The sequence below is a fragment of the Kribbella sp. NPDC048928 genome, from assembly GCF_043197975.1.
In the GTDB taxonomy this organism is placed as follows: domain Bacteria; phylum Actinomycetota; class Actinomycetes; order Propionibacteriales; family Kribbellaceae; genus Kribbella.
On the sequence record NZ_JBICUC010000008.1, the window covers coordinates 436,898 to 463,321 of the forward strand.

Here is a 26,424-nt window from a genome sequence, read left to right on the forward strand (position 1 = left end):
CTGAACGAGGTCAGCCGGTGGCCCGCGTACGGGGTGGCTGGCGAACCTGGATCCGTCGAACGCGATCCTGGCCGAGGCCGGCGACGCCGAGATGGTCGTCGTCGGCACGCGGTCACCGAACAAGATGTCGGCCGCGTTCCTCGGCTCGGTCGCAACGGCGGTTGCGGCCAAGGCGCCGTGCCCGGTGGTTGTGGTACGCGACGACCGTCGCGCCGGACCGATCGTCGTCGGCACGGACGGTTCGCCCGACTCCGACGACGCGATGAGCTTCGCATTCGAGGAGGCATCGCGGACCGGACAGCCGCTCCGGGTCGTGTACTGCTGGCAGCCGCAGACGGAGTACGCGGCGTCGGCCGGTACCACCTCGGAACTGCTCAAGGACTGGCTCGCCGAGAGCGTCGAACCGTCCACGGACAAGTACCCGACGGTGAAGGTCCGCGCCGCGGTTCTCGAGGGTCGGGCCGGCGCGCAGCTGATCAAGACGTCGGCGGACGCGTCGCTGGTCGTCGTCGGCTCCCGTGGACGCGGCGGCGTCAAGGGACTGCTGCTGGGGTCCGTCAGATGCAGCTGGGCTGCCCACACCTGATGGTTGGAAGGTGCTGTGTTCGGCGAGGTGGAGAGACCAGAGGATGACGGTGGTGGCGATCGACAGGGTGAGCAGCAGGGTCGGCGCGAGCGTGAACGACAACGTAGCGCAGACAACCGCCGCGACCGCGAGGAGCGGGGTGAGCCAGGCGACAGCTCCCGGCAGTACATCGGCGAGCAGCAGGACACTGGCGCCGGTCAGCATCAGCGTCACGGCAGTCATCGCGCGCTCCGTGATGAAGTTGCTGTTAGCAAGGAACAGGAGGTAGACGACGACCAGCGACGCGACCGGGATCGCGGCGACGAGATAGCGGCGGGGAACGGTCGGCATGCCGCTCACCTGCTGTGGGGCGAGTAGGGACCCCGCGACTCGAGCACCAGGAGAGTCCTCCGTACGGCAGTTGGCTCTTCGCAATGGAATCTGACCTGGGGCATCGGGACCCCTACTTGGTCATCTCTGCCGGGGAGCCGCCGAAGCGGATCAGCGTCTGATTGGGGCAAGCCGTGTGCACGTCATGAGCGAGGGCGGTGAGGAGGACCCGCTGCAAGGCCATCCCGGTGTGGATGTGATCGGCCGGCTCGTTCAGGTCGGTGCTGACGACGGCGGCTGGCCGGTCGGACTCGGGGAGCCAGAACAGGTGGGCGCCCTCGAGCTCGGCTGCACGTTCGAGCGCGAATCGGGCCGCGGCGCCGGGTTTGCCAGGAGGCCGGCGGAGGTTACGGGAGAGGATCGCGTGGTACAGCTTCCGCAGCTCCTCGTCGGGCAGACCGGTCGGTTCGATGACGGTCCGGACTGCGAGGCCGGGATCGTCAGGATATGGATACACGCTGCTCCAGGTCTGGAAGCTGAGTGAGGCGGCGGCGCACTGAAGGTTGAACACGGCCGCTCCGGTGGTGATGCGCTCCGCACGAGCGATCGCGGCGGGTACGGCGGATGCGTTGTCGAGCCGTGCATCGATCAGGTGGCCGTCGACCTCGAGCCGCCATGGCCTGGCGAGGTGCGGACCTGCGGCGCCGGCGGCATGGAGCAGTACGCCGAGTGTCTCGGTGGTCAGGTGGTCGGTCAGCATCGGGATCCCCATTCCTCTGGATTCCAGCGTCGAGCCGTCGGCGGGCGGTGGGCAGCGGCAGACGTCCCGGCACCCATCGGCCGTTCGGCTCCTGAAGCTCGGGTGCGAACGGCTCTGACCTTGGCGCTGCTCATCGACGGCGTCGGCGGGCTGCGGTTCGCATCGCCGTTCCACTACTTCCGGCCCACCGACCTCCTTACCGGTACGGCGCCCGACCGTCCTGCCCGGGAGATCTCAAGGTCCTGCTCAGGAAGGGTACGACAGCCCTGCCGGCGTGCTCGTCGCGTTGCCAGGCTGGGCTGCGAGGAGGAACCATGACGCACTTGACGGTGCCGGACGGAGATCGGCAAGAGCTGATCCGGCTTGTGGTTGCCGCGCCGTCGATGCACAACACCCAGCCGTGGCGGTTCCGGTTCCGGGGCTGGACTGTCGAGGTCCACCGGGACCGTGAGCGCGAGTTGCCGGCCGAAGACCCGGAGCGCCGGATGCTGTTCGTGACGCTCGGAGCCGCGATTTTCAACCTCCGCGTCGCGGCGGCATCCCTCGGGTACGGCTCGCAGGTCCATCAGCTGCGCGATCGGCGACAGCCGGATCTCGTCGCTGAAGCCGCCCTGGGCGGCCGGCCCGACGAGGCGCTGGCGGTACTGGCGCCGGCGATCCTGCATCGCCGCACGAATCGCGAGCCGTTCACCGAACAGCGGGTGCCGGCCGAGGTGCGGCAACGGCTGGAGGACGCAGCGCGGATCGAGACTGCCGAGCTGCAATGGCTCGACCGCCCTTCCCGCCGGTGGTGGTTGCAGATGGCAACGAACGAGGCGAATGCCGCCGACGAAGGCAGCAACACGCGGATGGCCGAGCGGCGTCGCTGGGTCGGCGGCGACCGGGACGTCGACGGCGTACCGTCGAGCGTGCTCGGCCCGCTGCCCGCCGGGGGCACCACGGCGGTTCGCGACCTCGCTGCCACGCCTGAAGACGCGAGGCGCATCGTGGCCGATTTCGAGCGAGAGCCGCAGATGGCGGTCCTGGCGACCAGGCACGACGGTCCGCTGGAGTGGCTGCGTGCCGGGCAGGCGATGGAGCGGATTCTTCTCGAAGCGACCGCGCACGGTGTCGCGACCTCGCTGCTCAATCAGGTGATCGAGCACGCGGCACTGCGCTGGCAGGTCAACGATCCGCTGGGGCCTTGGCGGCGTCCGCAGGCGGTGATCCGGTTCGGGTACGGCCCGAATGTTCCACCCACGCCACGCCGTCCGATCGCCGAGGTCCTGCTCCCGGACGAGTGAGGTGGCGAGCTGATGACCTTGTCATCCAGGTGGGTGTCGACGAGTCCTGGCGCGACGCGGGCGCCCTCGAGCGGGCCGTTTACGAGGGCATGCTGCGGCGGCAGGCGCTCCAGATCGTGCACGGCTCAGTTCGCGGCTCGAGGCCGTCCGGGTTCGCCATGACGCTGTCGATGTCTTGTGGATCGACGGCGCGTGCCGTCAGGCTTCGATGAGGATTGTCACGACGGCTGCGGCGACCAGGACGATGCCGGCCACCTCCGCGCCGATCGCGGCCTTCAGGCGATCTGCCTTCGTTCCGTTGTTCTCGCGGCTCCGCTGGATGATGTCGATCAGTCCGCCGGCGATCTCCGGCTGGGCCTCGGACGCGGGAAGTGCGAGGTTCTCGGCTGCGGCCGCCTCGCGGAGCGAGTCCACGGTCACCTCGCGATAGGCCTGCGGGCGGGCGGCGAGGATGGCGATGACCGCCGCGGCGAGAAACGCGGCGACGGCGAGAATCAGGAGCACCCGGGCCGGCCAAGGCAAGCTGTAGTCCGAACCTTTGGTGACGAGAGCCGACAGCGCGAAGAGCAGGGTCGTCAGCGTCCCCGACGTAGTGATTACTGCGACCGCCCGTCCTTCGAGTGAGGTCTTCGTACTGCGTTCCTCCGCCAACTGGTCCTGAATGAGCTTGAGCACCTCGGTCGCCGCGGTCGGCGGCGCGGTGGTCATTCAGCGTCCCGCTCGCCGACGACCTTCGTGACCTTCAGCGTGACGGTTCGCTCGTCGGCGGCGGTCACGGACGTCGTGACGACGGTGTCCGGCACATCGATGTCGGCGATGATCTCGATCGGGAACGTCCGGCAGCCGTGTTCCAGCACCGAGCCTGCGATCGCGTCGAGGGTCACTGCGGCCCCCACTCATCGCACAGTTCCTTTGACGAAAGCTGATTCTTGCGCCGGTAGGTGCGCCTGAACCAGTGACAGAAGTCCCGCCGGAACAGGCCAGTAGGCCCACGACGACCCGCTCCGCAACATGACGCTCTGTCAGGGTCGAGTCGCAGAAGGTCTTCTTGTGGATCTGACACTGCAACTGTTCGGCGGGACGGGTCGAAGGTCCTGGCTGGTGAGGTCCGATCGGCGGTGCACGACGCTCCATTGGGCCCTGGAGTCGCGATTGGCGCCGGCGCACCATCGGGCCATGGTTTCCAGGGGGTCATCATGCTGAAACTCAAGGTACTTGTCGCAGCACTCGCGCTGACGGTCGTCGGACTGCCCGCCGCCGCGGAGCCGACCACGCCGCTCAGCTATCCGGCCGGCGCGACGGGGACACGGTTCACAGGACTGGCGTTCGACACGTGTACGGCGCCGAGCATCGCCCAGCTGACGGCGTGGAAGACGTCGCCCTACAAGGCGATCGGCATCTACATCGGAGGAGTGAACCGCACCTGCGCTCAGCCGCAGTTGACGCCGAGCTGGGTGAGCAGTGTGACTCAGATGGGCTACCGGCTGATCCCGATCTACATGGGCTACCAGGCGCCGTGCACGTTCCGCCCCAACGCTGTGAAGATGACAGTACCGTCGGCTACCACGCAGGGCGCGTCACAGGCCAGGGATGCGGTCCTGTCCGCCAGAGCACTCAACCTGTTCGGTGGCGGTGCGATCTACGCCGACATGGAGCACTACGCCATCACCGACAGTGCCTGCCGAACGACAGTACTGCGGTACCTGTCGGCCTGGACCAGGCAGCTCCATGCTCTGGGCTACCTGTCCGGCGTCTACGCGCACCAGAACTCCGGCGCAATCGACCTGGCGGCCGCGTACAACTCCAGCTCCTACGCACGCCCGGACGCGCTCTGGATCGCCCGCTGGGACGGCAACAGCTCTCTGTCCGGCTGGCCGACCGTGCCCAACACGCTCTGGGCGATCGGCCAGCGCGGCAAGCAGTACCGGGGCGACCACAACGAGACGTACGGCGGTGTGACACTCAACATCGACAGCGACCGGTTCGACGCACCAGCCGCCACGGTCTGGTACACGTACACGGTCAGGACCACGATCTACTCCTACAGCGGGCCCTCGACTGCGTACCAGATCCGCTCGACCATCGCGGCGAATTCCGGGATCCGCATCGTCTGCCAGACGTTCGGTCCGAAGCTCGGCACCACGACCGTCTGGAACCGGCTGGCCGACGGCACCTACGTGACGGACTACTACGTGCGTACCCCGAACAAAACCGGCTACAGCGCGCCGATTCCCGGCTGTTCCCTCCCGTACCAGACGACGGTGAACAACCTCACCCGACGGCACGGCCCGGGTACTGCATACGCCGCGTACGCGGGCCTGCTGCCGATCGGATCACTCGCCTGGATCACCTGTCAGCGCGTTGGTACGAAGGTGGGCACGACCGCGGTGTGGGATCGCCTGTCCGACGGTACATGGGTCACCGACTACTACGTCGCCACACCGAGCAAGACCACGTACAGCCCACCGAACCGGCGGTGCTGACAACCTACGTTGCCCAATGCTGGTGTTTCGTGCAGCCGGATCTTGGTCAGCGTCCCAGCAGTCTGGTGAGCCAGCTCCTGCCGGCTTGGCGTTCGGCCTTGGGGTGTCCAGTACACCACTGATCGGCGGGGACCATCGCCTTGACCTGTGCGACGTGCTGGCCGCAGCCGGCCCACGTGGTCTTGGAACAGGTCTTGCAGAGGACTGGTCGGCACATGACGTCTTCTCCTGGTGGGTTCTGGTGGTCAGGCTTCTGGACCGACGAGGTGGAGGCCGGCTTGGGTGCCCGATCTTCCCGGACAAACGCTACGAGGACCGGGAACTCACCGACCCGACCGGTCGGCCGATAGAGATCGTCCGGCAGGTCCGCGACGAGATCCGCACACGGGTCGAGAAGCTCCTGACCGAACTCGGGTCTTGACTCAGACGCGCCTCGGGTGCTCGATCGCCGGCTCAGGCGGTGTGGCGGCGTCATTGCCTTCCGGCGCTGTGGTGGAGACCCGTGTCCCGTGACCGGCCTGGCGGACGAGAGTAGAGACCAGGCCCTGGGCCTGGCCGATCGTCTCGTCGAGGATTCGTGGGCCGGCTTGCAGGTTGGCGGCCTCCAGCCGGCGGCGCTCCGCGTCGGCCAGACGCAACCGGTCGGACGCGTTTCCGAGCAACGGGCCGGCAGCAGTAGTGGCACAGTCCTCGACGCCCAGCCCATGGGTGTCAACGACAGATCGCGTGCGACGACCCACAGGACGATGAGGGCAATCGCGAGCAGGCCCACGGCGAGACCCGACCGCAGCCCGAAGGTGATCACGACGAGGGCGACCGGCAGCGCATACAGCATCGAGAAGGCGTCCACCGGCCCACTGGCGAGCATCCGCAGCAGCAGAACCGCCGCGAACATCACGCTGGCGACCGACAGTGCAACGCCCGGATGGCGCCGGAACCAGGGGATCGCCCGACGCGGCTTCAGTGGGCCAGATGGAGAACAATATGCGGCCAGGGTGCATCGCTGCATATTCCGGTCGCAGGGCCGAAAGCCCCGTTCGCCCCGCCACCTGTCTCCGGGGCTGCTGGATCCGCGCACTGAGGAAGCCCTTGTGCCGGTCGGCTCAGGCGAGCCGGACGAACAGGAGTGCGCCGACAGCGCGTTGGCCAAGCCGAGGACGAAGGGCCCGTGCAGTCGGGACTTTCGGCCCTGCGACCCGGCAGCAGGTCTGCGGTCCACTGGAAGTGGCGAGGAGGACCCGTCGAAGTCGAGGTCCCGCGAGCGGGAGACCGCAACGGAGAACCGACGCTTCGGACCGCAAGAGTGGAAGCGGATCCTCCTCGTCATCCGTTCGGCCCGTCGACGGGCGTCGAGCGATCTGTTGGAGGGCGGGTTGAGGGGCGCGATCCTCCAACTGCCAGGTGCCGTGCGACCGTGACCTCACCGCTCGCACGGCACCAGGCTCGTCAGGCACGGTGGAGTGGCTTGAGTTACGAGGTCAGGTCACGTCGCGCCGTACGGCGCGCATCGTGCCGAGCACAGCGAACGCGACGCCGTAGGCGATCAGCAGCAGGCCCGCCGCCGAGGACGACGGCGAGCCCGGAGGACGCCGCGGCGGTGGTGAAGAGATTTCGTTGTCCACCCTCAGACCTCAGCGGTGGCTTCGGGTTGCCGGAGCTCGGCCTTGAGCAGTCTGACCATCAACGCACCGTCTCGACGCTGCACATCGGGCGGGGGAGCGAGCCTACTGAGCGCCGCTGACACGTGGTCCGGGTTCGGCGCAGGAATGACGATTGTGCTGCCCTGTTGACGGGCGAGCTCCGCGAGGCTGCCCTGGCGGATGAGCTGTCCGTTGTCGATGATGACGATGTCGTCGACGGTCTGCTCGACTTCGCTCAGTACGTGGCTGGAGACGAGGATCGTGCGCCGCGGGGAGGGCCGACGTACGCCGGCCCACCGCGCCCGCCCGCTCGGATCTAGGTACGTCGGACCGGATCGACAGGGCTTTGGTCCGTGCATGGCGAGGTCGCAGGGCGGGAGTCTCGGGGTATGAACGATATTCATCGCCTGCAGCACTGGTTCTCGAGTCGCCGAGGCCGAATGGTGTCGATCGCAGTACTGATTGTCGCGCTGGCGGGTGCCGCGATCGGGGTCCGCGGCTGGCGGGGGGATGACAAGTCGGGGATTCCGGCGCCGACACCCAGCACGGAGGGCCCGACGAGCATGGTCGGCCGGGCGCCGCTGACAGGCCTGCCCACGGCGGAGGATCTGGATCGGCCGGCGGTGACGGTGAAGATTTCGAACACGCCTGATGCTCATCCACAACGAGGATTGGCTGATGCCGACATCGTGTTCGTCGAGCCGATCACCGGTGGGACGACCCGGCTCGCGGCGATCTTCCACTCCAAGCTGCCCGCCCAGGTCGGCCCGGTGCGTTCGCTGCGGCCGATGGACGCGGCGTTGATTGGCCCGACCAAGGGAATCGTCGCCGACACGATGGCCGATCGATGGGTCCTGGACTATGTGGATCGTGTCGCGGACCTGGACGACCTCGGCACCCTGAGGGTGCCCGCGGATACCTATCGCCTCGACGACACGCGACAGGCGTCCTCGGTGACGATCGGGTACGGCGGCTCGGCGACCGCGAACTGGACGTACGACACGGCGTCGCACCGCTGGCTCCGGGCCGAGAAGTGGTCGCGGCATGTGATCGAGAACGACGGTCAGGTGGCCGCTGACAACGTCATCATGCTGACCGCCAACCGCGACACCAGCTTTCCCAAAGCGAAACCCACGATGACGATCCTCGACGTCTTCGACGCTTCCGGGCCGCTGAAGTTGTTCACCGGCGACAAGGTCGTCACCGGTCGTTGGAGCAAAGGTGCGGTGAACGAGTCCTTCAAATTCACGACTACCGACGGGAAGCCCATGCTCCTGGCTCCAGGCACGACCTGGGTCGAATGCGCCCTCACCACCATGCCCATCCAGACGCGCTGACGCACCTGCCTCGAACCGGCCGACCACCGGCCCGCTGGACGAAGTGGCAGGTTGTCAGCGCGACGACGAGCAGGACCAACGAGATCCATCGCAACAGTTTCGTCGTAGCGGCAAGCAACTCCGACCACGTGATCTGGAACCGTCGCGCTTCCGCCGCGAGCCGAGCCCAGTGTTCTGTTCGTCGGTGTCCACAATGCCGGCCGGTCGCAGATGGCCGCGGGCTGGTTGCGGCATCTGGCGGGCGACTCGGTCGAGGTCCGCTCGGCCCGTTCGGAACCGAAGGACGAGATCAACCCGGTCGCGGTCGAGGCGATGCGCGAGGTCGGCATCGACATCACCGGCAACGTGCCACAGAAGCTCGAGTACGACGTCGTGAAGGGCAGCGACGTGATCGTCACGATGGGGTGCGGCGACGCGTGCCCGGTGTTTCCCGGCAAGCGGTACGAGGACTGGGAGCTCACCGATCCGGCCGGGCAGCCGATCGAGGTCGTTCGCCAGGTCCGCGACGAGATCTGCGACCGCGTCGAGAAGTTCGTCGGCGAGTGGCAGGTCTCCTGATGCCCGCGATCTGGCTGGCCGGTCAGAGTCCGGCAACCAGATCGCGGGCGGTGCGGCCGGCGCCGATGAGTGTCGCCGAGGCGGGGCCGGTCCAATCGCCGTACCCGATCAGATGGAGGCGGGGCTCCTTGATCGCCTGCGTGCCGTGGGTCGGGATCAACCCGTCCGGGCCACGTAAGCCGAGGCGGCTCAGATGGCTGAGGGCCGGGCGGAACCCGGTACACCAGATGACCGCGTCGAACGTCGACTCGGTGCCGTCGCTCCAGCGGACTCCGTCCTCGACGAGCCGCGCGAAGGGCCGGCGGGCATGCAAGACGTCGCGGTCGCGGGCGTCGCGGACACTGTCGACCATGACGATGTCGCCGAGCCCCGCGACCCCGCCGGTATCTGGCTCGCCGAGCTGGCGGGCCCGGTGCCGCCGGGTCGCGATCTCGAACAGCGCCCGGCCGTCGACGTCGTCGGGCAGAAACCGCGGCGGACGCAGCGTCACCCAGGTCGTCTCGGCGACCCGTGAGACCTCGGCCAGAATCTGAGCGGCCGAATTGCCGCCGCCGACGATGAGCACCCGCTGACCGGTCAAGTCGGCCGCACCCCGGTAGTCGGCCGTGTGCAACTGGCGGCGGGCGAACTGCCCGGGGTACGTCGGCACGAACGGACTGGACCAGGTGCCGGTTGCCGAGATGACACGGTCGGCCGACCAGTCACCGTCGGCCGTGTGTACCACGAGCCTGTCGCCGCGACTCACCGATTCCACCGAGACGGAGCGTCGTACGTCGAGTTCGTAGCGCTCCTCGTACCGCGTGAGGTAGTCCACGACATGTGCTGCCACCGGATAGCCACTGTCGCGGGTCCACGGCGGCATCATCCAGCCAGGCAAGGACGAGTACTGCGTCGGCGAGAACGTCCGCAGCGTTGGCCACATCCGGGCCCACGCGCCGCCGGCCGTCGCAGCCGCGTCCAGGATCACGAAGTCCCGGCCAGGAGTCAGACCGGACCGCCTCAGGTAGAACCCGGTCGCGAGCCCGGCCTGGCCGCCGCCGATGACCACCGCGCGTACATCACGCGATGCTGTCGCCACAGCCGTCGTCAGGCAGTCGCGGCAGCAGGAACGGACAGCAACGTCGAGAGCCAGGTCAGGCGTTCAGGCAGCGGCCAGTAGTAGACCCAGGTGCCCCGACGCTCGCAGTCGACCAGACCGGCCTCGCGGAGCACCTTCAGGTGATGCGAGATTGTCGGGCCGCTCACCTCGAAGTGGGGCGTGATGTCGCAGACGCAGACCTCGTCGCCGGCGGAGGCGATGAGCGACATCAGCCGGAGCCGGATCGGGTCGGAGAGTGCCTTGAAGACCGCGGCGCCGTCGGCCGCCTGCGCCGGGTCGAGGGCAGCCTCGGAGATCGGCGTGCAGCAGGTGGTGAGAACCGGCAGCTCCTGTTTAGGCATGTGTCTATCTTGACTCTTGTCGAATCAAGAGGCAAGCTTCCTGATTAGATGAACTTCTAGACAGCGGCAGATGGGTGGCAGAGGATGATCCAGAAAGAGCCGGTGGTAGTCATCGGAGCGGGGCCGGTGGGACTGGCCGCGGCGGCGCACCTGGCCGAGCGTGGGCTCGAGTTCCTGGTGCTGGAATCGGGGCCGGGCGCGGCTGCGGCGATCGACGAGTGGCGGCACGTGACGCTGTTCAGCCCGTGGCGCTACGACATCGACGGTGCCGCGCGCCGGCTGCTCGAGCAGGGCGACTGGGTCGAGCCGGACCTGGACGCGTTGCCGACCGGTGGCGACCTGATCGACGAGTACCTGGCCCCGCTGGCGAAGACGCTCGGCGACAGGATCCGGTACGGCGCCGAGGTGGTCGCGATGACCCGGGTCGGGTATGACCGCATCCGTACGGCGGGCCGCGAATCGGTGCCGTTCCTGGTGCGGTTGGCCGACGGTGAGGAGGTGCTGGCGTCGGCCGTGATCGACGCGGCGGGGACCTGGCGCCGTCCGAACGTTCTCGGTGCGTCGGGCATCCCTGCACGTGGTGAGGACGACGTCGCGGACGCGATCTCGCACGCGCTGCCGGACGTGTTCGAGCACGACCGTGAACGCTTCGTGGGGCGCCGTACGGCGGTTGTCGGTGCTGGTCATTCGGCGGCGACCACCTTGCTGGAGCTGGGCGAGTTGGCCGAGCACGAGCCGGGGACTGAGGTGGTCTGGGTCGTTCGGGGCACAGACCAGGCCCGGACGTACGGCGGTGGCGAGGCTGACGAACTCCCTGCGCGCGGTGCGCTTGGTGCCCGGCTGAAGCGGCTGGTGCAGTCGGGCCGGGTGGAGCTGGTGAGCAGTTTCCGGACCGAGTCGATGGCGCGTACGGCGGACGGCCGGGTCGCGTTGATGGCAGGGGACCGGCAGGTGGTGGTGGACACGGTGGTGAAGTCAACGGGGTTCCGGCCGGATCACGACATGGTGAGCGAGTTGCGGCTCGACCTGGACCCGATCCTGGGCTCGACGCGTGCGCTCGCGCCGTTGATCGACCCGAATCAGCACTCTTGCGGTACGGTCCCGCCGCACGGTGTGGACGAGCTGGCGCATCCGGAGCCCGGGTATTACGCGGTGGGGGCGAAGTCGTACGGGCGGGCGCCGACGTTCCTGCTGGCGACCGGCTACGAGCAGGCACGTTCGGTCGTGGCCGCGCTGGCCGGTGACTGGGACGCTGCGCGTGACGTCCAGCTGAACCTGCCCGAGACCGGTGTGTGCTCGTCGAACCTGGCCTACGGCGACTCCGCTGACGAGGCTGCCGGCGGTTGCTGCGGCCCGGCGCCGGTCAGCGTCGAGGCGCCGGTGGGCCGTGGCCTGGCGACCGGAATCAGCGGCGGGCTGCTGACCGTGGTCGAGGCCAAGCCCAACACGCAGTCGGGCTGCTGCAACTGATGACCACATCTCCGGGGCTGACCACTCGTGCAGTGGTCGGCCCCGGATGGCTGGTCGGTGTGCTGGTGCCGGGGTCTGCTGTCGATCCCAGTCGGGCACTGGCTGGACGCCCGCGGCGGACACGGGTTGATGACAGTCGGATCTGCGCCCCGCGCTGCGAACCCCCGGCCAGTCCCGACTGTCCAGTCCACGGCGTCGCAGCAACTCGACATCCTCCGCCGCGGCGCCATCGTCGCCTCCCGCCGCGAAGGCAAAACCGTCCTCTACCGAGCCGATCGCGAAGGGGCCGCCGAAGCTCTCGCCGACCTCCAGGCCTACCTGAAAGGGTGCTGCTGACTCACTCGTCGAGCGTGAGCTGCCGGCGGTGGAAGTCGTAGTGTTGTGTCGGGAAGCGGTAGACGTCGGCCAGCGTCATGTAGTCCTTGAAGAACGGGTCCCAGCGGGTCGGATAATGCATGCCGCGGGCCAGGTCGGCGTCAGTCTCGGCGTCGAGGCGGCGGTGAAGCTTGTCGGCCGTGTGGTCGAACATCACGACCATTCGTGCCGGGCTGACCGTGCGGCCGGCGGCGTACGAGCCGAGGAAGTTGACCTCGTCGAACGGCCGGGTTGCGGCGTTCAGCACGTTCGCGTAGATGCGGCTCGCTCCGAGCGGCAGGCGCCCGAAGACACGAACAAGTCTCAGCAGTGCCCGGGTGATCAGGTATCCCAGCAGCATGTGAAAGAGCAGCTGGCGGTTGTTCCACCGCGTACCGTTCGACGGCCTGCGCAGAAGGCCGTCGTCGGCCGACTCCACCAGTTGCCGGAAATCCGCGCGAACCCGCTCAAGCTCATCGTGAACCGACTGCCTGTCCATACCTCCATCATCCGCACCTGCGCGGTGAGCGCCAGACCGGACGCTTACCGGGTTCCAAACAGATTGCCGTAGGCAAATTGTTGCTCCGGCACTGCGCTCGCGTGCGATGCGGCTGGCACGAATCGAAGGTGTCCCGGATCGAGAACGGCAAGACCGGGCTGAAGCGCGCGCAGCAGTCCGTGCTGCCGCTGTGGGAGCGCACGAGACGCTTCCGCACGTACTCACCCTGGATCATTCCTGGCGCGGTCCAGACGCCCAGCTACACGCGCGCCGTGTTGCGATCCTTCATGCATCGGCGCAACCTCCCCGACGACATTGAGGACGCCGTCAAGGTCCGTACTGACCGCCTTCGGTTACTGCACGAGGGCGACCACACGTTCGCGGTGCTGATCGAGGAGCCGGTCCTGCGCAACGTCATCGGAGACACCGACGTCATGGCCGGCCAGCTCGGGCATCCGCGGAAGCGGCCCGTGTTGTCCGAGTACTGCGGTCTCACAGCGGAAGGTGGCGCGACGCTCCTGGTTGAGTGTCCCGAGAGGCGAAGCCGCTCGCGGACGGGCTATGGCGATCACTCGACGGCGATTCTCAGCCCTGAGTAGCACTGGCAGAGGCGGGGAATCCGCTGCCGGCTGTCAGGGCTGCTGTACGGGGTGGCCGACCTGCGGAACCGCGTGGTCGACGGAGCCGGGCGACTAGTGAAGTGGATGACCGCGTCTCTCCCCGTAGCAGCCGTTGCCTCCTGCAAGCAGTCGAGCAATACGTCGCCTGAACCAGGAGAGCGAACCGAACCAGTGCGGACAACGTTTCGCAACGTTGTCCGATTGCGCGTTCTTTGGTGGTGCGACCGTTGAGTGTTCGTGGCGGATGGTCGAGAGGTTCAGCGGGCACGGCGGGTCGGAGTGGAAACGCCAGTGCTCAAGGGCGCGAAGAGGAGGGACGGTGTAAGCGAGGGTGATGACGGGTGACTCTGGGGGAGTTGCTGGGTATGGAGGCGTTGGCGGGTCAGGTGCGTGCCGGACGAGCGCGGTGGCGACGGACAAGTTGATGCGGCACCGCGCTTCCCGACCACGAGCGGGTCGGCGGATTGTGCAGTGCTAGGCGCCGGTTGGAGTTGTCGTCAGTGCAGTCCGCGCCTGCCGCCGAAGGCGGCTGAAAGACAGCCGCCGCGAAGCGGTGTCCGATTGCGAGGAGACCCGCAGGATGAAGTCTGTGTCCGAGGAGCAACACGCACCTTAACCACACGCCTCGAACTTGACACAGGTTGCCTCGGGCGAATGCCATGACGGCTGGTCCGCAGTCGCTGCCCGACCCGCCGCTTACTGTGCGATCCTGGTCGCGTGTCATGCTCCGCGGATCTCTCGGCCGGCGCTAGCTTGCTGGGGTCTATTGCGAACTCCTGGCGGGTGGGACGCTCGACGCGATCATCGATGTCTTCGTCGAGTCTTCTTTCAACCGGGGGAGCGAAGAGCGCTTTGCTGGCCGGTTTCGGGCTAGAGCCGCCCGGCCAGCTCGAGTGGGCCCGTCAGGGCGCCTCGGTCATTCGCCCTTGGCAGCTGCTTGACAACAGGAACAGCCGTACCAGCCACCGCCACCGCGGTGAACGGAGGCATCCCGGCCTAGATCCCTCCCGCGGCACATGACCTTATCGGCGGCCACCGCATCGAGGCCGTCAGTCCCGCCGTCATCCTCGAAACCAACGCTACTGGCGCGGCCTTCCTTGGCAGACAAGATGCGACGCTCGACGAGATATCGAACGCTTACCCTCGGCTCAGTCGCAGACATCGAAGCCCGCGAGATCTTCACGTTCGGCGGCGTGATCGACCGATGGACCCCTAGACGAGGCCGTTGCGTTCTACACCAAATGTCCAGCCTCACGAGGACCATCCATCAGAGACATCCCAGTCTGCCTGAAGCGGGTCCTGGAGTTGGCTCTGGCGCATCGCGTTAGCCTTCGGCGTCGAGCATGACCTGTGCCCACCCTTCGACCACGATGCGGGTCTGGTCGTGGGCTTGCCGCCTTAGTACGTCGTCGCCTATGGCCTGAGACCTGCGCCCAGGCTTCGGGTGGGCGTTGCGCTGTTGCCTCAGTGCAGCGAACGTGTGCAGCCACGGCAGCTCTCTGATCAGCTGCTGATTGTGGATCAGGTTGCCACTCGTAAGCTTCTTCGCGTCGTTGTCCAGGATTTGCTGCCCTTGCGCCTGCAATTTCGGATTGGCCTGACCGAGCCAGTGAGTGGCGACGGCGAGGTCTACAAGAAGGTCGGCCAGTAGCACGTGGGCTTGTACGGCGTCTTTGACCGAAGCAGTAGCAGAGGCTCGTACCGGATCGACCAACTCGATGAAGGTTGAGTTCCAGTTCGAAGCCGGGACAGCGTGCCTGGCATCGAGTTGTTCGAAGGCTGAGCTGAGACCGAAGTAGGCAAGCAGGTTGTGTAAGGCGTCACCGACATCACCGGACTTTAGTCTCCGGACAGCAGTGGCGAGCTCCGACTTGACCTCGACGTTGTGCTCGCGATCTGACCACTCTTCCAGCACTTTGAGGTCTTCACCCCTTCCTGAGCGCTCAGCCAGCACCTTGGCCGCCGTGTACCGGATCTCGACCGACGTACTGCTTCCCAGACTCAAGGCAGCTGCACGGCCGATGGCCGGGTCGGATTGGTTCGCGCCGCGTAATGCCGCGACCCGATCTCTGTCGGGCCTTGCGATGTCCGCCGCGATGGTCGCGAGTGTCCCTGCGATCTTCGCGCAGGCAGCCCGGAAGGGGTTGTCGGATGCGGCAGCCGACGCGGCCGCATCGATGGCAATTCGGCGGCTAGCCGGTGTCGGAGGGGCCTCACCGAGCCAGGTCGCCGTTAGCGATCGCACCTCAGGATCCGGGTGTTGCGTTAGCGCCTGCACCAGATCGTCATCGCCGACCGTCTCGTTGATCGGCCAGTTGGCGAACTGCTCAAGGTCGTCGACGGTCATCATCACGTGCCTCAGCACGGCTGCGGGTGCGCGGGCGGACTCGGGACCTCGCAACGTCCTCATCAGTCGCCACAGCAGATTCCGGAGAATCATCGGCCGGTGCCGCAGTTCGTTAGCCAAAGCGACCACGTCGTGCTCGGAGAGCCTCGCCGGCTCAAGCTGATCGAGGAGTCCACCGAAGACACCTGCCCCATCAATCGCCTCATGCCGGAGCGCAACGCTGGTCGCGACCAGCGCGCGGACAAACTTGCCGGTGTCCGCGCCGGAGCGTCTTTGCGCCTCGATCGCCCCTTGCAGATCGCGGGCAAGCACAAGTTGTGCGAACCCCTCCGGCGTCCCGACCGCAACGTCCGCGAGACGCCCGGGTACTGCGTCGAGCGCAGATGCCAAACCGCGGATCATGACCACCGCCCCGCTGCCGCGAAACTGGATCGCATCGGCGATGCTGTCGGCGACGGCATCGGCTGGCAGCCGACCGTCCTCGATTGGTCCTGCGAACGCCTGGCCAAAAGCAACGTTCGCTTCGTCAGACCGATCAAAGTTCCACCTAAGGATGTCCGCAAGGGTGGCGACGGCCGCAGTGGCACCGACGAGCAGATCCGAGGGCGAGGCGACGAGCAGACGCCGGAGGTCTGCCCGAGCTTCCTCGGGTCTTGCACGGGACCCGGCCTCGGCTTGAAGCAGTCCGATGTAGGAATCAAGAGTCTCGGCTGGATGGCGCTGCAGAATCCATTCGGCGGTGCTGAGGCGTTCCTCGTGGTCGGGGATGGAGCCGATCTGGGCAATCAGAAGCCTCGCGAGGACAGCTGATGCCTGATCCTCCAGCGGCAGTCGTGGGAGCCACTCGCGTACACGGGCCCCGAGTTGCGAAACCAACGGATTGACGACTGCTCCGTGAGCGGCCGAATTGCGAACAAGCAGACTGGTCCCCTGAGCCGCGGGGAGACGCGAGAGCAGTTGAACTGCGAACGGCTGCTCAGAGGAGTCGAGGTTCCCCAGGACGACGTCCAGTGCGCCTTGAATCACATCCGTCTCATTAGCGCTGAGTGGTGGCTGGAGAGCAGCCAACAGCGCGACCTTCGGGCGACCGCCCCTCACCGCCGCATTCACCACTGTCGCGCGGTCTCCTGGATCGGATCCGCCGAGCAGTTCGGCCGCATGAAGCTCCAGCTCGGACGGCGCCGACGCCACAAGAATCCGGCGCGCGATCCCGATTGCGATGGCGCCCGCTGCCAGCGCTTTGAAGAGTGCGATGCGGGCTCCCGCCCGCGGGTCGTGCGGGCTACCTGGCTGTACGACGAACACGCTGACCTCGTCGACGAATTCATCAGGCACTAGGACACCTGCGGGGAGTCGGGCTGCACTGTTCCATTCGGCGACCGACGACTCGGGGTACTCGCGCACCGCGGCCCACCACCATCCGAAGGCGTCAGGCAACGCGGCGAGCACATCGAGTGCGCTCACCGCCACTGGCTGCCCTCCGAGCTTGGCAACGGCGGCAAGCATCTTGACCTCACCGGCCGCGGCGAGCCCTTCCAACGAGACGCCGGCCAGGCCGGCTGGCTCAAGAGAACTACTCATGATCTTCCCCACCGTGACTTCCGAATCAGAAGCCAAGAGTAGAGCCTCGCACCGACACGTCCGACGGAGTGTCGAGAGCGCCCAAGCCTCAGTTGCGACGCGGTGACTCCGTCGCACTCCGTGAACGCGCACGGCTGCGCGATAGGTAGAGCTCGTAGCCCTGCGGTACGACCTCTGCACTGAGTCAGAGCCATGCAACGTGTACGAGACCAGCACCGACCGTTTGGTGCGGTGTCGGACTAGGCCGTGGCGAGATCACTCTCGCCGGATTGTACGCGGAGCCCGGTTGCTCTGACTCCAGATCTCCGAGGGCGAAGCGCGGAGCGCCACCGCGAGGTCCTTGCCACGAGGTCGTCAGCGACCAGGGGCATGTCCGGTGGCCGGCGACGTCTGGGTTTCCACCTCTGGATACCTTCCATAGACAACTTGTTACGGCGCAGCCGTCCCGTCAAGATGGCTCAATGGTCGCCCATCCTCTTCAAGAGTCGCTGGACAATCTGCCGGAGTACCTCACCGACGCGATGAGGCTGCTCGGAATCGTGGAGGAGCGCAACGCCGAGTTGGCGGCGCGCCGCCGAGGAGCGGGGAACCGCACAGGCGCAGGCCAGCCCCCGGCCACGCACAAGTCGTTGAACCGCGCGGTGGTAGTCGCGTCCGTCGGTGCGTTGGAAGCGTTCTGCGAGGACCTGGCAATCCGCGCTCGCGGCATCGCGCCTGGAGCTTCCGTAGGCCAGCCGTGGTACGCGATTGAGGGCACCCGCGGCATCGTTCAAACACCGAGTTCGAACAACATCGCCAAGCTTTTCTGGACCTATTTCCACTATGACCCGCGACCTGACTGGGAGCTCTTGGTTACCTGTGGCTGGCACGAACTGTACGGAAGGGGCACCAATTGGCGCGGAACGACGACGACCTATCGTGGATCGGCAGCCGCCGATGCGCTCGATGCTGTGGTTAAGGTGCGGCACGGCTTCGCCCACCAGGACAAGGCGAACGCCCCGGCCAAGACGCCGGGACTGGTCGATCTGACCCCCACAGGCAAGCTTTCGCTGCAGTCGCATCATGCGGCCAACTCGATCCGGCTGGTCCTGCAGGCCGCGATCCAGACGGTGCACGGATTGTCCGTGCACGTCCCAGCCTTAGGCGGCAATCTGCGCTGGAAGCAGGGTATGACAGTTGCTGGTTGGGACCGGCTCCTGTCCGACACACCCGTGATCGCCGCTATCCGCGGTGGATGGAGCAAGCATCCGTTCTGATTGCACGTACGGGAGTCGCCGCCATGGCTCGGGACACGAGTGTTGCTCCGGTCGGCAGGTTGATCCACATTCCGTGAGCCGCAGCAGTTGTGTCCTCCGCTCGCTACGGCTCACTGATGACCATGTCGGTACCCAGTTTGGGCTGACCAGCAGCTTAGGTGGCACTCTGCGATCGGATATATGGGCGGCCACCTACTAGGCGTCGGTGGGAGGTGCGACCCCCAACGACTTGAACATCAGAGGGTCAACCAACGCGGATGCGATCCTGAGCTTGGTCCATCCTCGGCTTCGTGACGACTCGATGATCGTCGATGCGGATCCGCTGAGGGCGCAGGCCGGTCGACCGCTGTCAAACGGGTGTTGGTGCCGGTGAGCGGCTCTACTAGCCCCTCATGTTGCGGCGTCCTCGATGTGGGGGGCCACCTCAATCTGAGCAGGATCACTCAGTAATGCACGAACCAAGAGGAGAGATATGACCCCGTCGGCCAGCTTGCCGAGCCTGCGCACGTTGCCGGAGTTGCCCGCCAGCGGGTATAGAAGGGCCTTGACGGCGGCTAGGTCCAACTGATCCCGCTCGTCGGACTCGAGGTTGGAGAAGCGATCGTTGACGAGCCGGTCGATGACTTGTCGTATCTCATCGTGTGACAGTGGCTTGAACTGAACTAGCGAGTCGAACCGAGAGTAGAGAGCTTCTCCGAGAGCCGCGCGAATCTCATCCTCGGTGCCGTAATTCGAGGTGCAGACGATGATCGCGGGTCCGACGTTCACCAGGTAGTTCTTGTCCTCGAAGATGCCGCCGTCGAACAATTGGTAGAACGCGCTGTGAAAGACAGAGTTTGCTTTGTCGAATTCGTCGATCAGGATGACGCCGGACTCGCGATCTAGCAGATCGCGCGCGAAGGAGGCCTCCGAATGAGTTCCCCCAAACAGATAGGACGCAAATTTCTCGTTGTGGAACATGGAAAACTGCTTGCGCATGAGTGCGCCACCGAGAAGGCTGTTGATCAACTGTGCGGTCTCGGTTTTTCCGACCCCTGATGGCCCATAGAACATCAGTACGACCGGCTTTGCACGCCGCCTGGTTGTCAGTGGGTAAAGGGCTGCCAATATCGACTCTTTGACTGCGGATTGGCCCACGAGGTGCGCCTGGAAGTTGTCGCGGAACCGAATGAGGAGGTCTCGATTTGCCCTAGGATACTCATAGCGCATCACTTTAACGGTGAATTCTCGCTCAAGTTGAGCATATACGTGGGCCGGAGGGTTATGCAGGTGAAGATGCATTGGGCGAATCATTCGCACAAGGGTCATGAAGTTTGTGATGACATGTTCGCTCAGGCTGGCGTAGTCGCCAGATTCGGCAGTCACATGTCTCGGCCTTGCTGAAGGCTCTTCAGTGGGCGCTTCCTGGCCTGCGATGACGTGGATATGTCTCCGACTGGCTTCGTCGAGCTCGAAGGCGAGGCCGAGAAGGTCCGTGGTCTGCTTCCTTTTCAACTGATCCTGGAACCATGGCAGGGGGCCGTAATAGACAGCGACTGCTGTATCATCCGCCATATTCGACCCCGGCGAGGAGAACGTCATAGACATCCAGTAAGGCCGCCTTGTCTTGTCCAGTGTTGCCGTCGACCAACTCGACGGCTGTGACAGGCGTATCGCGAGGCCCACCAGACATCTCTGCCTCCATACCCAGAGCGTGCTCCGAAGTGCGGCCAACGAGAATGCCGTGGAACGCCAGTCGCATGCGGCCGAGATCGGTAAGGCCGTAGTTGTTGCGGAAGGCATTGATGTTGAAACGCAGCACGATTTTGCCGCCGTCGACTGTTTGGCCGAGGAGTTCGTAGTATCCCTTGGCTCCGAGGAGAACCTCGTCCATCCGGGCCAAGTCGATCGGGATGTCCTGCATCTTGAGCATCACCATATATGGCGTGAACATCTTGATGTACGCCATCGAATCCTTCGGAGCGGTCACACGGAGATCTCGCAGTTGGGCTATCCGAGGATCTGAGCCGGCCTTGTCTAGGTAGTCAGTAAGAATCGTGTTCGAAAGAGTCTTGCTCAGAATGCTCTTGCTGGCGTTGGATGCTCCAGCACCTGCGCTTAATTCGCCGGAGGCGCCCAAGAATGGCAGCCAGCTCAGCTTCGCGACTAAGCCGGCCTCGACCTTGCCATGCAACTCTTTGGTGCGCTCGCGTATGTCCTCGGCCGTGGATTCAGATTTGCCTCCCGAGGAGATGTCCAGGTAGTCCGATGCCGACTCCTCATCGAAATAGACCACCTTGATCATCGGAGCGGGTGATTTGCCCCCGTTCGCCGCGACCATTAGTCAGTACCTCCAACCCGGCTGATCGGTACGCCGGAGGTGTTCGAAGATGGATGTCGGTTGCCGATGAAACGTCTGAAATGCGTGTTGCGATCTGTCACGGTCCTATGATCGCTGAGGACACGGACAAATTACGAAGCAGGTGCGGCTGACCGGGAACTGGCGCCCTCTCGCTGTCGCCGCTCAGATCGAGCGCCGCGCCCCCAGCGAGTTGGATGGCGCTCGAGCGCGGGCTATCTCCCGGCGGCCCGCCCATAGCTCAGCCCAGGTGCGGACGGTCCCTGATGGGTCGTGCCTGGTACCCGTTCCGCAGAGCCCCAAAGCGCATATGATGGTCGCCACGTCGGCCGGGGTGCAGAACCTCTGTGTTTACATGGCGTCACGCCCGACAAGTGCTGAGCTGGACCTGGCCCGTTTTGACGGACGTCCGAGATCAGGAGCGGTTGCTCCGGAAGGATGCCTCGTCGTTCGTTCATACCCGAGTTCAAGGCCGAGATCGTGGAGTTGTGCCAGAGCGGGGACCGGACCGTTGGTCAGATCGCGAGGGATTTGGTCTGACCGAGACCGCGGTCCGGGCCTGGGTGAAGCAGGCCGAGCCCGACGCCGACACCCGTGACGACGGCATGACCATGGCCGAGCGTGACGAGTTGGCGGCGTTACGGCGGGAGAACCGCCGGTTGCGTGAGGACGTCGAGATCCTCAAATGGGCCACGGCTTTCTTCGCGAAGGAGACCCGGTGAACGTCTACCCGTTCGTCGAAGCGGAACAGGCCGGCGACCACAGCGTCAAACGCGCGTGTGAGTTGCTGGAGGCCTCTCGTTCCGCCTACTACGCCGACCGCACCGGCGGTCCGGCATCACGGGACCTGCGCGACGCCGTCTTGACCGCCAAGATCGTTGAGATCCACGACGCGTCCTGCCAGACCTATGCCACTTCGTCCGGCGAGTCAGCGGGCCGGCGATCGTGATCGACGTACCAAGGCCAGCCGAACTCCAGATGGTCACGTCGGCTCCGACGCGGCGTAGCACGGCCTCGGCCAGATGATGAGTGAGGTCGTATCCCTTCGGTGTGGGGTCGAGATCGAAACCGCTGCCGACGTCGGCGTGGAGACGAAGTGGCTGGCACCTGCGTGGGTACGAACGTTGTGGAGCAGGGTCGTCACCGCGTCCTGGAGTACTCGTCGAACCTCGGAGCGAGGCTCGGTGTGGCCAGCCAGGTCGGCGTTCACTGTGATGTCGAGATCAGAGAATTCGGCCGTCGCGTTGTGCAGGACGCCAGCCAAGGTCGTCGACAGGGTGGTGGTCGCGACCTGCCCGTGGGCGGCGCTGGCGGTGTTCACTCAGGAGCGGACATGGATCCCGGGCGTGATGTTGGATGCACAGGATGCAGCGAAGGCAGGTATTGCGGTCAGCAATGCGGCCGCGATGAGCGCGGCCCCGTGGTCGCGAAGACGATTCGTCGCAACCTGGTGAATGATGATCGGTGCACGATGTCGGCTCCTTGCCGAAGGTCGCTGTGACCGGATGGTCTGCGCGACGCTGCACCAACAGAGTCGATCCGCAGTTGACCTCGGCATCATGGGGATTTCCCTACGTGCGCGCTCAGCCGCCGATCCAGACCCAAGCCGAGCCCTCAGCCGCTTGCGATCCAACGGCCTTCCTGCGAGGTGAAGACTGGAACCGCCTTCGAGACTCCTGTGGTCCGGGTAGCTTGGAGCGAGTGCTTGACCTGCTTGTCGCCGACTTGGAACAGCAGTTCCGCGGTCCACTTGGCAACGACAGGCTCGCCGACCTGAACCATCACGGCTACCGGGTACTCCTCGCCGGCAACCATCGGCAGGAAAATGTTCTTTCCGTCCTCACTAGCACCCTGGCCGGAGACCGAACGCTCGAGGTTCTTGGACTTGTACAGCTTGAAGTCGAAGACCGTCATCGCCCCGTCGCCGCCCTCGTCGCAGGTGACGACTGCCTTGGCCGGAGACGGATCGGTGTCGTACTTGATGCTCGCTCCGACGAGCGCAACGTCCGAACGTGGAGTGCTGATGGACACGTAGATCTCGGTGAACAATGGCACCCCGCCGTTCGCCTTGATCCACTGCTCGTCGAAGCAACCCTTCGTGGGGGACGGATCGTTGGCCGCGATCTGGGCGGTGACGGCGTAGGTGAGGCCCGTGTACTCGTGTCGATTGGTCACCACGATCGGATCCGCGCCGAGACCACCACTGACCCCGTCGACCACCTTCGTGACTATCGGCCGCAAAGACGTGACGACGGATGTTCTGGCGATCACACCTAGAGGCGCGAGCACAACCAGGATGACGGCGATGATCTTTCCACGTCGTGTCTTCAGGAGGCGCCAGGTCGCGCTGAGCAGCCTGCCGGCAGGTCTGGGGCTCGGCTGACGGGTGCTCGACTCGCTCTCGGACGGCTTGCCTTGCTTGGCCTTCTTGTTCTGCTGCTTCGTCTTGTCCTTGGCCACGTCAGGTCCTCACTACGTAGAGTTGCCGATCCTCCGAGACACAGACGACGTTGCCGGCAATCTCGATGGAGTTCGCGCGCAGGACTTTGGTGCTCCAGGAAATCTCGCCCTGCGCAGGATTGATCTCCAAGACGGTTCCGTCCTGCAGTAGACAGACTTGCGCGCCGGATGGTCGCGGGCGTGCCCCGACGGGTGGGCCCGGAAGTTGACGACGCCAGAGCGTCGAGCCGTTTTCGGTGTTGATGGCAACAGCCGTCGCGTTCGAGAGGACGTGCAGCAAGGTCTGTCCGGATAGGGCGCCGTCATTCATCGGCAGGTCGGGAAGGGTCGCTGTCCACAGCGTCTTGCGGGTGAAATCTGTCTTGGCGATCTGTGCTCGTCGCCTGACAATTATCTGATCGTCGCCGGTGAGCAGTGGTGTACCTTCCACCGCTTTCAGGCCGACAGCCTGAAGGAGAGTGCCGGATTCCAGGTCGACCTCGAAGAGCGCGGCGGTCGCCGATTTGGACTCGAGGCGATGGACCAATGCCTTCGCGGCATATGTCCGGAGGACCTGCGCTCCGCCGAGAAACTTGTGCTGCCAAGCCATTTGACCGGTCAGGATATCGAGCCCCGCCAGGCGCTTCGAGTCGCTGACGGCGAGGGCGACTGTGTCGGGAGCGACCACGTCGACGGCCTGCACCGGGCCCCAGAGGTAGGGGGAGGTCCACGCAGTTGTCCCGTCCCGCAGATCAAGACAGCGAACTCGCCCTCTGGCGTCGCCTACAAGCGCCCGATCCTCGCTGATGGCGAGATCTGCCGTGACAAGGGCCGGGCCGAGATCCTTGGTCCACGACTCCGCTCCAGACGCCATAGCCAAGCGTGCCAGAAGGCCGCTTCTGCGGACGTCGCCAACGGCGCCGTGCTCGACTGCGGCCAAGACCGCGGTGTCCGTCGTGGCGCAGTGGGTGACACTGCCGTCATACTTCCGTTTCCAGAGCCGATCGCCGGTGAAGAGGTATCTCCCGACCGCATCCGCGGCCGCGACGACGAGCATCTCGCCATTTCGTATGACGGTCAGTGGGATGCCTTCGCCGATCGGCAGCCCCCGGTTCTTCTGCGAGCTTCCAAAGGACGGATCGACCGGCCAGTCGAATTCGTTCATGTAGAGGCCAAGCCGACCTGATCGCACGCCATCTGCGGCCAGGAGTGTTGCGATCCCGGTGGTAAGAATTGTGCGGCGCGCAAGCCTTCGAGGCCAACTGATGCCCTTTCCGGGCATGGCAGTATTCAATTCGGTGCTCCCCCCGGCCGCACACGCGGCCCATCGCTCTCCGAAGCGCAACGGCTTCGTTTCCCCATCGGGATAATACGAAGCATCGACGTATCGGGCTAGAGGCACGCGCCATGCCGGTCGAACATTCGAAAGCTGCCGAGCGACTGAGACTACTTGGCGGCGGGCCGCAATTCGTCTTTATGCGGGTCAAGCCACTCTCCGAAGGATTCGAGCGCGGGGTTCGGTTCGCGGAGCTTCTCCGCGAAACTTCGTCGTGGTTCTCGGCAGCGTAGAACTGGAACAGAGATGGGCAAGGTCGTCCGAACGGGACCCGGGTGGGGTCTGCGAACATGGGCGAACGACGCCGCGTCACTGCACTCGAAGCCCTGCGGGTGAGAGCTGCGCCGGCGATGGAGGCCACAATCTGGTTTCCCAGCGTGAGCGCGCCTGGGTTTGATCGTCGCAGGACAAGCATTGCTCTCCTGTCGTCAGCAGTGTGCTCATCGGACCCCGACGGCAGGTCGGTACTCGGTACCCGGCGACTCGGCGCGCGAGAGCGGCGAGGTCCCACCAGCGGGGGCATCTTGAAGCGGCGGTGCCGCGACCCCAATTCCGGCTGCGATGTATTCGTGTGCTGTTGTGAGGTCGATGCCGCCCACAGGGATGGTGAGGTGGTTGGCAGGGGGGCTCGTATGGCTCGCAGGTGCGAAGGATCTCCGGTCGATGCAGGGCACAGTTAGACGGCGCTCGCTCCCACGGCCATCGCGGTGATCACCTCCGTCGGTGTCCAGGCGCCGGCGAGCACTGGAAGCCCGAGTAGCGAGCTCTCCGTGGCGCCGTCACAGACGCCCGGTGTCACCGCGTAACGAGCGCCGACGTCGAAGGCCGCTGCCGCCTCGGCCGCGGTGAGGACTGTGCCGGCTCCGATCCATACATCGGAGCCGAACCCATCACAGGCAGCGTGCTGCTGTCGAGCGTGCGTCAGTCACCATCCAGTCCCTGGACTCGATTGGCGACCACGACGTGGGTGTGGAGCTGGGATCGCCGCTGCGGGTGTCCCAGTGGTCGAAGGCCGCGGCGATCAAGCCCCGTACATCGAGTAGAACGACACCGTGGTCGCCGGTCCTGGTGAAGGCCGCATGCCGCTCGATCAGCCCGAGGACGTCGCGGACCGCGTCATGGTGTGCGGCGACGATCTGCTCCTGAGTGCCGACGTCGGTGGTCGCCCAGAGAGCTGAAACCGACTTGGCGGGGGGGAAGGTGAGATCGAATCCAGCTACCGCCTGCTGCGTCTTCTTGCGCATCTCGCGTTTGCGGATCTGCTCAATTTGAATCGACCGGTCGGACTCGTCCAGGGGGTCGAGCGTCGGAATCTGGTCCTGAATCCGCTCCGACGGGCTCTTGAAAGTGGGGTACGGACGACCCAGAGAACAACCCGTCAGCGGGTCGTGCGCGCGGCCGAAAGTGCCGCCATCTGCTCCTCGCTGACCTCACTTCCCTCCACAAGTTGGCCGGCGCCCAGCCCTCTCAGCCCGGTACCGATCCATCGCCCCACGGGGTAACCATGCGCCGAGTAGTAGGTTGTCAACGAGGCAGCCATGCGACGGTCGACGTCGCCTGCTGCGATGTCGCGCAGCAGATACTCGTAGCCATCCCCGGCACTCAACCGATGGATGATTAGTATGCTCGCCGGCAGCTGAAAGGGCGGCCCGCACGGCACCTTCGATGTTCCACATCAGCTCAACGGAACGGTGGGGACTGTCAAACGAACGGTGTAACTCGGGTTGAAGAGGGTTAGTTGCGTCCGGTGGTGAGGCGGCCGTCGAAGGCGATCTCGAAGGCGTTGAG

At 65.5% G+C, this 26,424-nt stretch carries 29 protein-coding genes; 12 read left to right on the top strand and 17 right to left on the bottom strand.

Translation table 11 applies throughout. The features are described from left to right. Window positions 1-67: 67 nt before the first annotated feature. Both ACGFI6_RS32695 and ACGFI6_RS32700 read left to right on the top strand, forming a co-directional pair. Window positions 68-586 (top strand): universal stress protein, encoded by a 519-nt coding sequence (locus tag ACGFI6_RS32695; RefSeq protein WP_393125519.1) that lies wholly within the window; start codon window positions 68-70, stop codon window positions 584-586. Window positions 587-601: 15 nt separating this feature from the next. After that, the gene (locus ACGFI6_RS32700; RefSeq protein ID WP_393125457.1) at window positions 602-943 is read left to right on the top strand and encodes a hypothetical protein; all 342 of its coding nucleotides are present in this window, start codon (window positions 602-604) and stop codon (window positions 941-943) included. A gap of 85 nt (window positions 944-1,028) precedes the next feature. On the opposite strand, the gene ACGFI6_RS32705 is transcribed toward ACGFI6_RS32700, so the two are convergent. Further along, window positions 1,029-1,655: a hypothetical protein gene (locus ACGFI6_RS32705; protein ID WP_393125459.1), complete on the bottom strand. Its 627-nt coding sequence runs from the start codon at window positions 1,653-1,655 to the stop codon at window positions 1,029-1,031. A 314-nt stretch (window positions 1,656-1,969) separates the two neighbouring features. On the opposite strand from ACGFI6_RS32705, the gene ACGFI6_RS32710 reads away from it, so the two are divergent. Next, window positions 1,970-2,938, top strand: coding sequence for an Acg family FMN-binding oxidoreductase (locus ACGFI6_RS32710; RefSeq protein WP_393125461.1), 969 nt, complete (start codon window positions 1,970-1,972; stop codon window positions 2,936-2,938). Between the two features lie 198 nt (window positions 2,939-3,136). Here the strand turns inward: ACGFI6_RS32710 and ACGFI6_RS32715 are convergent, their stop codons facing one another. Both ACGFI6_RS32715 and ACGFI6_RS32720 read right to left on the bottom strand, forming a co-directional pair. Further along, window positions 3,137-3,646 (bottom strand): hypothetical protein, encoded by a 510-nt coding sequence (locus ACGFI6_RS32715; protein WP_393125463.1) that lies wholly within the window; start codon window positions 3,644-3,646, stop codon window positions 3,137-3,139. After that, complete coding sequence (locus tag ACGFI6_RS32720) at window positions 3,643-3,834, bottom strand: hypothetical protein (protein WP_393125465.1); 192 nt, start codon at window positions 3,832-3,834, stop codon at window positions 3,643-3,645. The genes ACGFI6_RS32715 and ACGFI6_RS32720 overlap by 4 nt, the downstream gene beginning before the upstream one ends. A gap of 300 nt (window positions 3,835-4,134) precedes the next feature. Here ACGFI6_RS32720 and ACGFI6_RS32725 point away from each other — a divergent pair, with 300 nt between their 5' ends. Continuing rightward, window positions 4,135-5,421, top strand: a complete 1,287-nt coding sequence (locus tag ACGFI6_RS32725) for a glycoside hydrolase domain-containing protein (RefSeq protein WP_393125467.1) — start codon at window positions 4,135-4,137, stop codon at window positions 5,419-5,421. A gap of 154 nt (window positions 5,422-5,575) precedes the next feature. Next, on the top strand, window positions 5,576-5,842 hold the full coding sequence (locus ACGFI6_RS32730; RefSeq protein WP_393125527.1) for a hypothetical protein: 267 nt from the start codon (window positions 5,576-5,578) through the stop codon (window positions 5,840-5,842). A 1-nt stretch (window position 5,843) separates the two neighbouring features. On the opposite strand, the gene ACGFI6_RS32735 is transcribed toward ACGFI6_RS32730, so the two are convergent. From ACGFI6_RS32735 to ACGFI6_RS32745, 3 genes are all read right to left on the bottom strand, one after another. Further along, entirely contained in the window at window positions 5,844-6,161 is a 318-nt protein-coding gene (locus ACGFI6_RS32735; RefSeq protein ID WP_393125469.1) for a hypothetical protein, read from the bottom strand. A gap of 738 nt (window positions 6,162-6,899) precedes the next feature. Further along, window positions 6,900-7,043, bottom strand: a complete 144-nt coding sequence (locus ACGFI6_RS32740) for a hypothetical protein (protein ID WP_393125471.1) — start codon at window positions 7,041-7,043, stop codon at window positions 6,900-6,902. 2 nt (window positions 7,044-7,045) lie between these two features. Continuing rightward, the gene (locus tag ACGFI6_RS32745; protein ID WP_393125473.1) at window positions 7,046-7,420 is read right to left on the bottom strand and encodes a hypothetical protein; all 375 of its coding nucleotides are present in this window, start codon (window positions 7,418-7,420) and stop codon (window positions 7,046-7,048) included. Window positions 7,421-7,450: 30 nt separating this feature from the next. On the opposite strand from ACGFI6_RS32745, the gene ACGFI6_RS32750 reads away from it, so the two are divergent. Both ACGFI6_RS32750 and ACGFI6_RS32755 read left to right on the top strand, forming a co-directional pair. Further along, a complete protein-coding gene (locus ACGFI6_RS32750) occupies window positions 7,451-8,398 on the top strand; it encodes a DUF3048 domain-containing protein (RefSeq protein WP_393125475.1) in 948 nt (315 codons plus the stop codon). Between the two features lie 174 nt (window positions 8,399-8,572). After that, entirely contained in the window at window positions 8,573-8,956 is a 384-nt protein-coding gene (locus ACGFI6_RS32755) for an arsenate reductase ArsC (RefSeq protein WP_393125521.1), read from the top strand. A gap of 22 nt (window positions 8,957-8,978) precedes the next feature. On the opposite strand, the gene ACGFI6_RS32760 is transcribed toward ACGFI6_RS32755, so the two are convergent. Both ACGFI6_RS32760 and ACGFI6_RS32765 read right to left on the bottom strand, forming a co-directional pair. Next, entirely contained in the window at window positions 8,979-10,034 is a 1,056-nt protein-coding gene (locus ACGFI6_RS32760) for an ArsO family NAD(P)H-dependent flavin-containing monooxygenase (protein ID WP_393125477.1), read from the bottom strand. An 8-nt stretch (window positions 10,035-10,042) separates the two neighbouring features. Beyond that, window positions 10,043-10,396 carry an ArsR/SmtB family transcription factor gene (locus ACGFI6_RS32765; RefSeq protein ID WP_393125479.1) on the bottom strand — a complete coding sequence of 118 codons (354 nt, stop codon included), beginning with the start codon at window positions 10,394-10,396 and terminating at the stop codon, window positions 10,043-10,045. 84 nt (window positions 10,397-10,480) lie between these two features. On the opposite strand from ACGFI6_RS32765, the gene ACGFI6_RS32770 reads away from it, so the two are divergent. Then, entirely contained in the window at window positions 10,481-11,866 is a 1,386-nt protein-coding gene (locus ACGFI6_RS32770) for an FAD-dependent oxidoreductase (protein WP_393125481.1), read from the top strand. Window positions 11,867-12,203: 337 nt separating this feature from the next. Here the strand turns inward: ACGFI6_RS32770 and ACGFI6_RS32775 are convergent, their stop codons facing one another. Then, a complete protein-coding gene (locus tag ACGFI6_RS32775; protein ID WP_393125483.1) occupies window positions 12,204-12,719 on the bottom strand; it encodes a DinB family protein in 516 nt (171 codons plus the stop codon). A gap of 128 nt (window positions 12,720-12,847) precedes the next feature. Here ACGFI6_RS32775 and ACGFI6_RS32780 point away from each other — a divergent pair, with 128 nt between their 5' ends. After that, the gene (locus ACGFI6_RS32780; protein WP_393125485.1) at window positions 12,848-13,318 is read left to right on the top strand and encodes a Scr1 family TA system antitoxin-like transcriptional regulator; all 471 of its coding nucleotides are present in this window, start codon (window positions 12,848-12,850) and stop codon (window positions 13,316-13,318) included. Window positions 13,319-14,663: 1,345 nt separating this feature from the next. On the opposite strand, the gene ACGFI6_RS32785 is transcribed toward ACGFI6_RS32780, so the two are convergent. Next, window positions 14,664-17,279, bottom strand: a complete 2,616-nt coding sequence (locus ACGFI6_RS32785) for a hypothetical protein (protein WP_393125487.1) — start codon at window positions 17,277-17,279, stop codon at window positions 14,664-14,666. Between the two features lie 449 nt (window positions 17,280-17,728). On the opposite strand from ACGFI6_RS32785, the gene ACGFI6_RS32790 reads away from it, so the two are divergent. Continuing rightward, window positions 17,729-18,523: a hypothetical protein gene (locus ACGFI6_RS32790; protein ID WP_393125489.1), complete on the top strand. Its 795-nt coding sequence runs from the start codon at window positions 17,729-17,731 to the stop codon at window positions 18,521-18,523. A 390-nt stretch (window positions 18,524-18,913) separates the two neighbouring features. Here ACGFI6_RS32790 and ACGFI6_RS32795 read toward each other — a convergent pair whose 3' ends face one another. Together ACGFI6_RS32795 and ACGFI6_RS32800 are read right to left on the bottom strand one after the other, a co-directional pair. Continuing rightward, window positions 18,914-20,104 carry an AAA family ATPase gene (locus ACGFI6_RS32795; RefSeq protein WP_393125491.1) on the bottom strand — a complete coding sequence of 397 codons (1,191 nt, stop codon included), beginning with the start codon at window positions 20,102-20,104 and terminating at the stop codon, window positions 18,914-18,916. Next, window positions 20,067-20,807, bottom strand: coding sequence for a DUF6414 family protein (locus tag ACGFI6_RS32800; RefSeq protein WP_393125493.1), 741 nt, complete (start codon window positions 20,805-20,807; stop codon window positions 20,067-20,069). The genes ACGFI6_RS32795 and ACGFI6_RS32800 overlap by 38 nt, the downstream gene beginning before the upstream one ends. 542 nt (window positions 20,808-21,349) lie before the next feature. Here ACGFI6_RS32800 and ACGFI6_RS32805 point away from each other — a divergent pair. Both ACGFI6_RS32805 and ACGFI6_RS32810 read left to right on the top strand, forming a co-directional pair. Next, the gene (locus tag ACGFI6_RS32805; protein ID WP_393125495.1) at window positions 21,350-21,583 is read left to right on the top strand and encodes a hypothetical protein; all 234 of its coding nucleotides are present in this window, start codon (window positions 21,350-21,352) and stop codon (window positions 21,581-21,583) included. Continuing rightward, window positions 21,580-21,810 (top strand): hypothetical protein, encoded by a 231-nt coding sequence (locus ACGFI6_RS32810; RefSeq protein WP_393125497.1) that lies wholly within the window; start codon window positions 21,580-21,582, stop codon window positions 21,808-21,810. Before ACGFI6_RS32805 ends, ACGFI6_RS32810 begins: the two co-directional genes overlap by 4 nt. Before the next feature lie 665 nt (window positions 21,811-22,475). On the opposite strand, the gene ACGFI6_RS32815 is transcribed toward ACGFI6_RS32810, so the two are convergent. The 5 genes from ACGFI6_RS32815 to ACGFI6_RS32835 form a co-directional block, all read right to left on the bottom strand. Next, window positions 22,476-23,321 carry a hypothetical protein gene (locus ACGFI6_RS32815; RefSeq protein ID WP_393125499.1) on the bottom strand — a complete coding sequence of 282 codons (846 nt, stop codon included), beginning with the start codon at window positions 23,319-23,321 and terminating at the stop codon, window positions 22,476-22,478. A 1-nt stretch (window position 23,322) separates the two neighbouring features. Continuing rightward, window positions 23,323-24,465: a PQQ-binding-like beta-propeller repeat protein gene (locus tag ACGFI6_RS32820; RefSeq protein ID WP_393125501.1), complete on the bottom strand. Its 1,143-nt coding sequence runs from the start codon at window positions 24,463-24,465 to the stop codon at window positions 23,323-23,325. Window positions 24,466-25,312: 847 nt separating this feature from the next. Then, window positions 25,313-25,561 carry a hypothetical protein gene (locus ACGFI6_RS32825; protein WP_393125523.1) on the bottom strand — a complete coding sequence of 83 codons (249 nt, stop codon included), beginning with the start codon at window positions 25,559-25,561 and terminating at the stop codon, window positions 25,313-25,315. Further along, window positions 25,527-26,018, bottom strand: a complete 492-nt coding sequence (locus ACGFI6_RS32830; protein WP_393125525.1) for a relaxase domain-containing protein — start codon at window positions 26,016-26,018, stop codon at window positions 25,527-25,529. Before ACGFI6_RS32830 ends, ACGFI6_RS32825 begins: the two co-directional genes overlap by 35 nt. Continuing rightward, window positions 26,015-26,242, bottom strand: coding sequence for a relaxase domain-containing protein (locus tag ACGFI6_RS32835; RefSeq protein ID WP_393125503.1), 228 nt, complete (start codon window positions 26,240-26,242; stop codon window positions 26,015-26,017). The genes ACGFI6_RS32830 and ACGFI6_RS32835 overlap by 4 nt, the downstream gene beginning before the upstream one ends. Window positions 26,243-26,424: the final 182 nt, after the last annotated feature.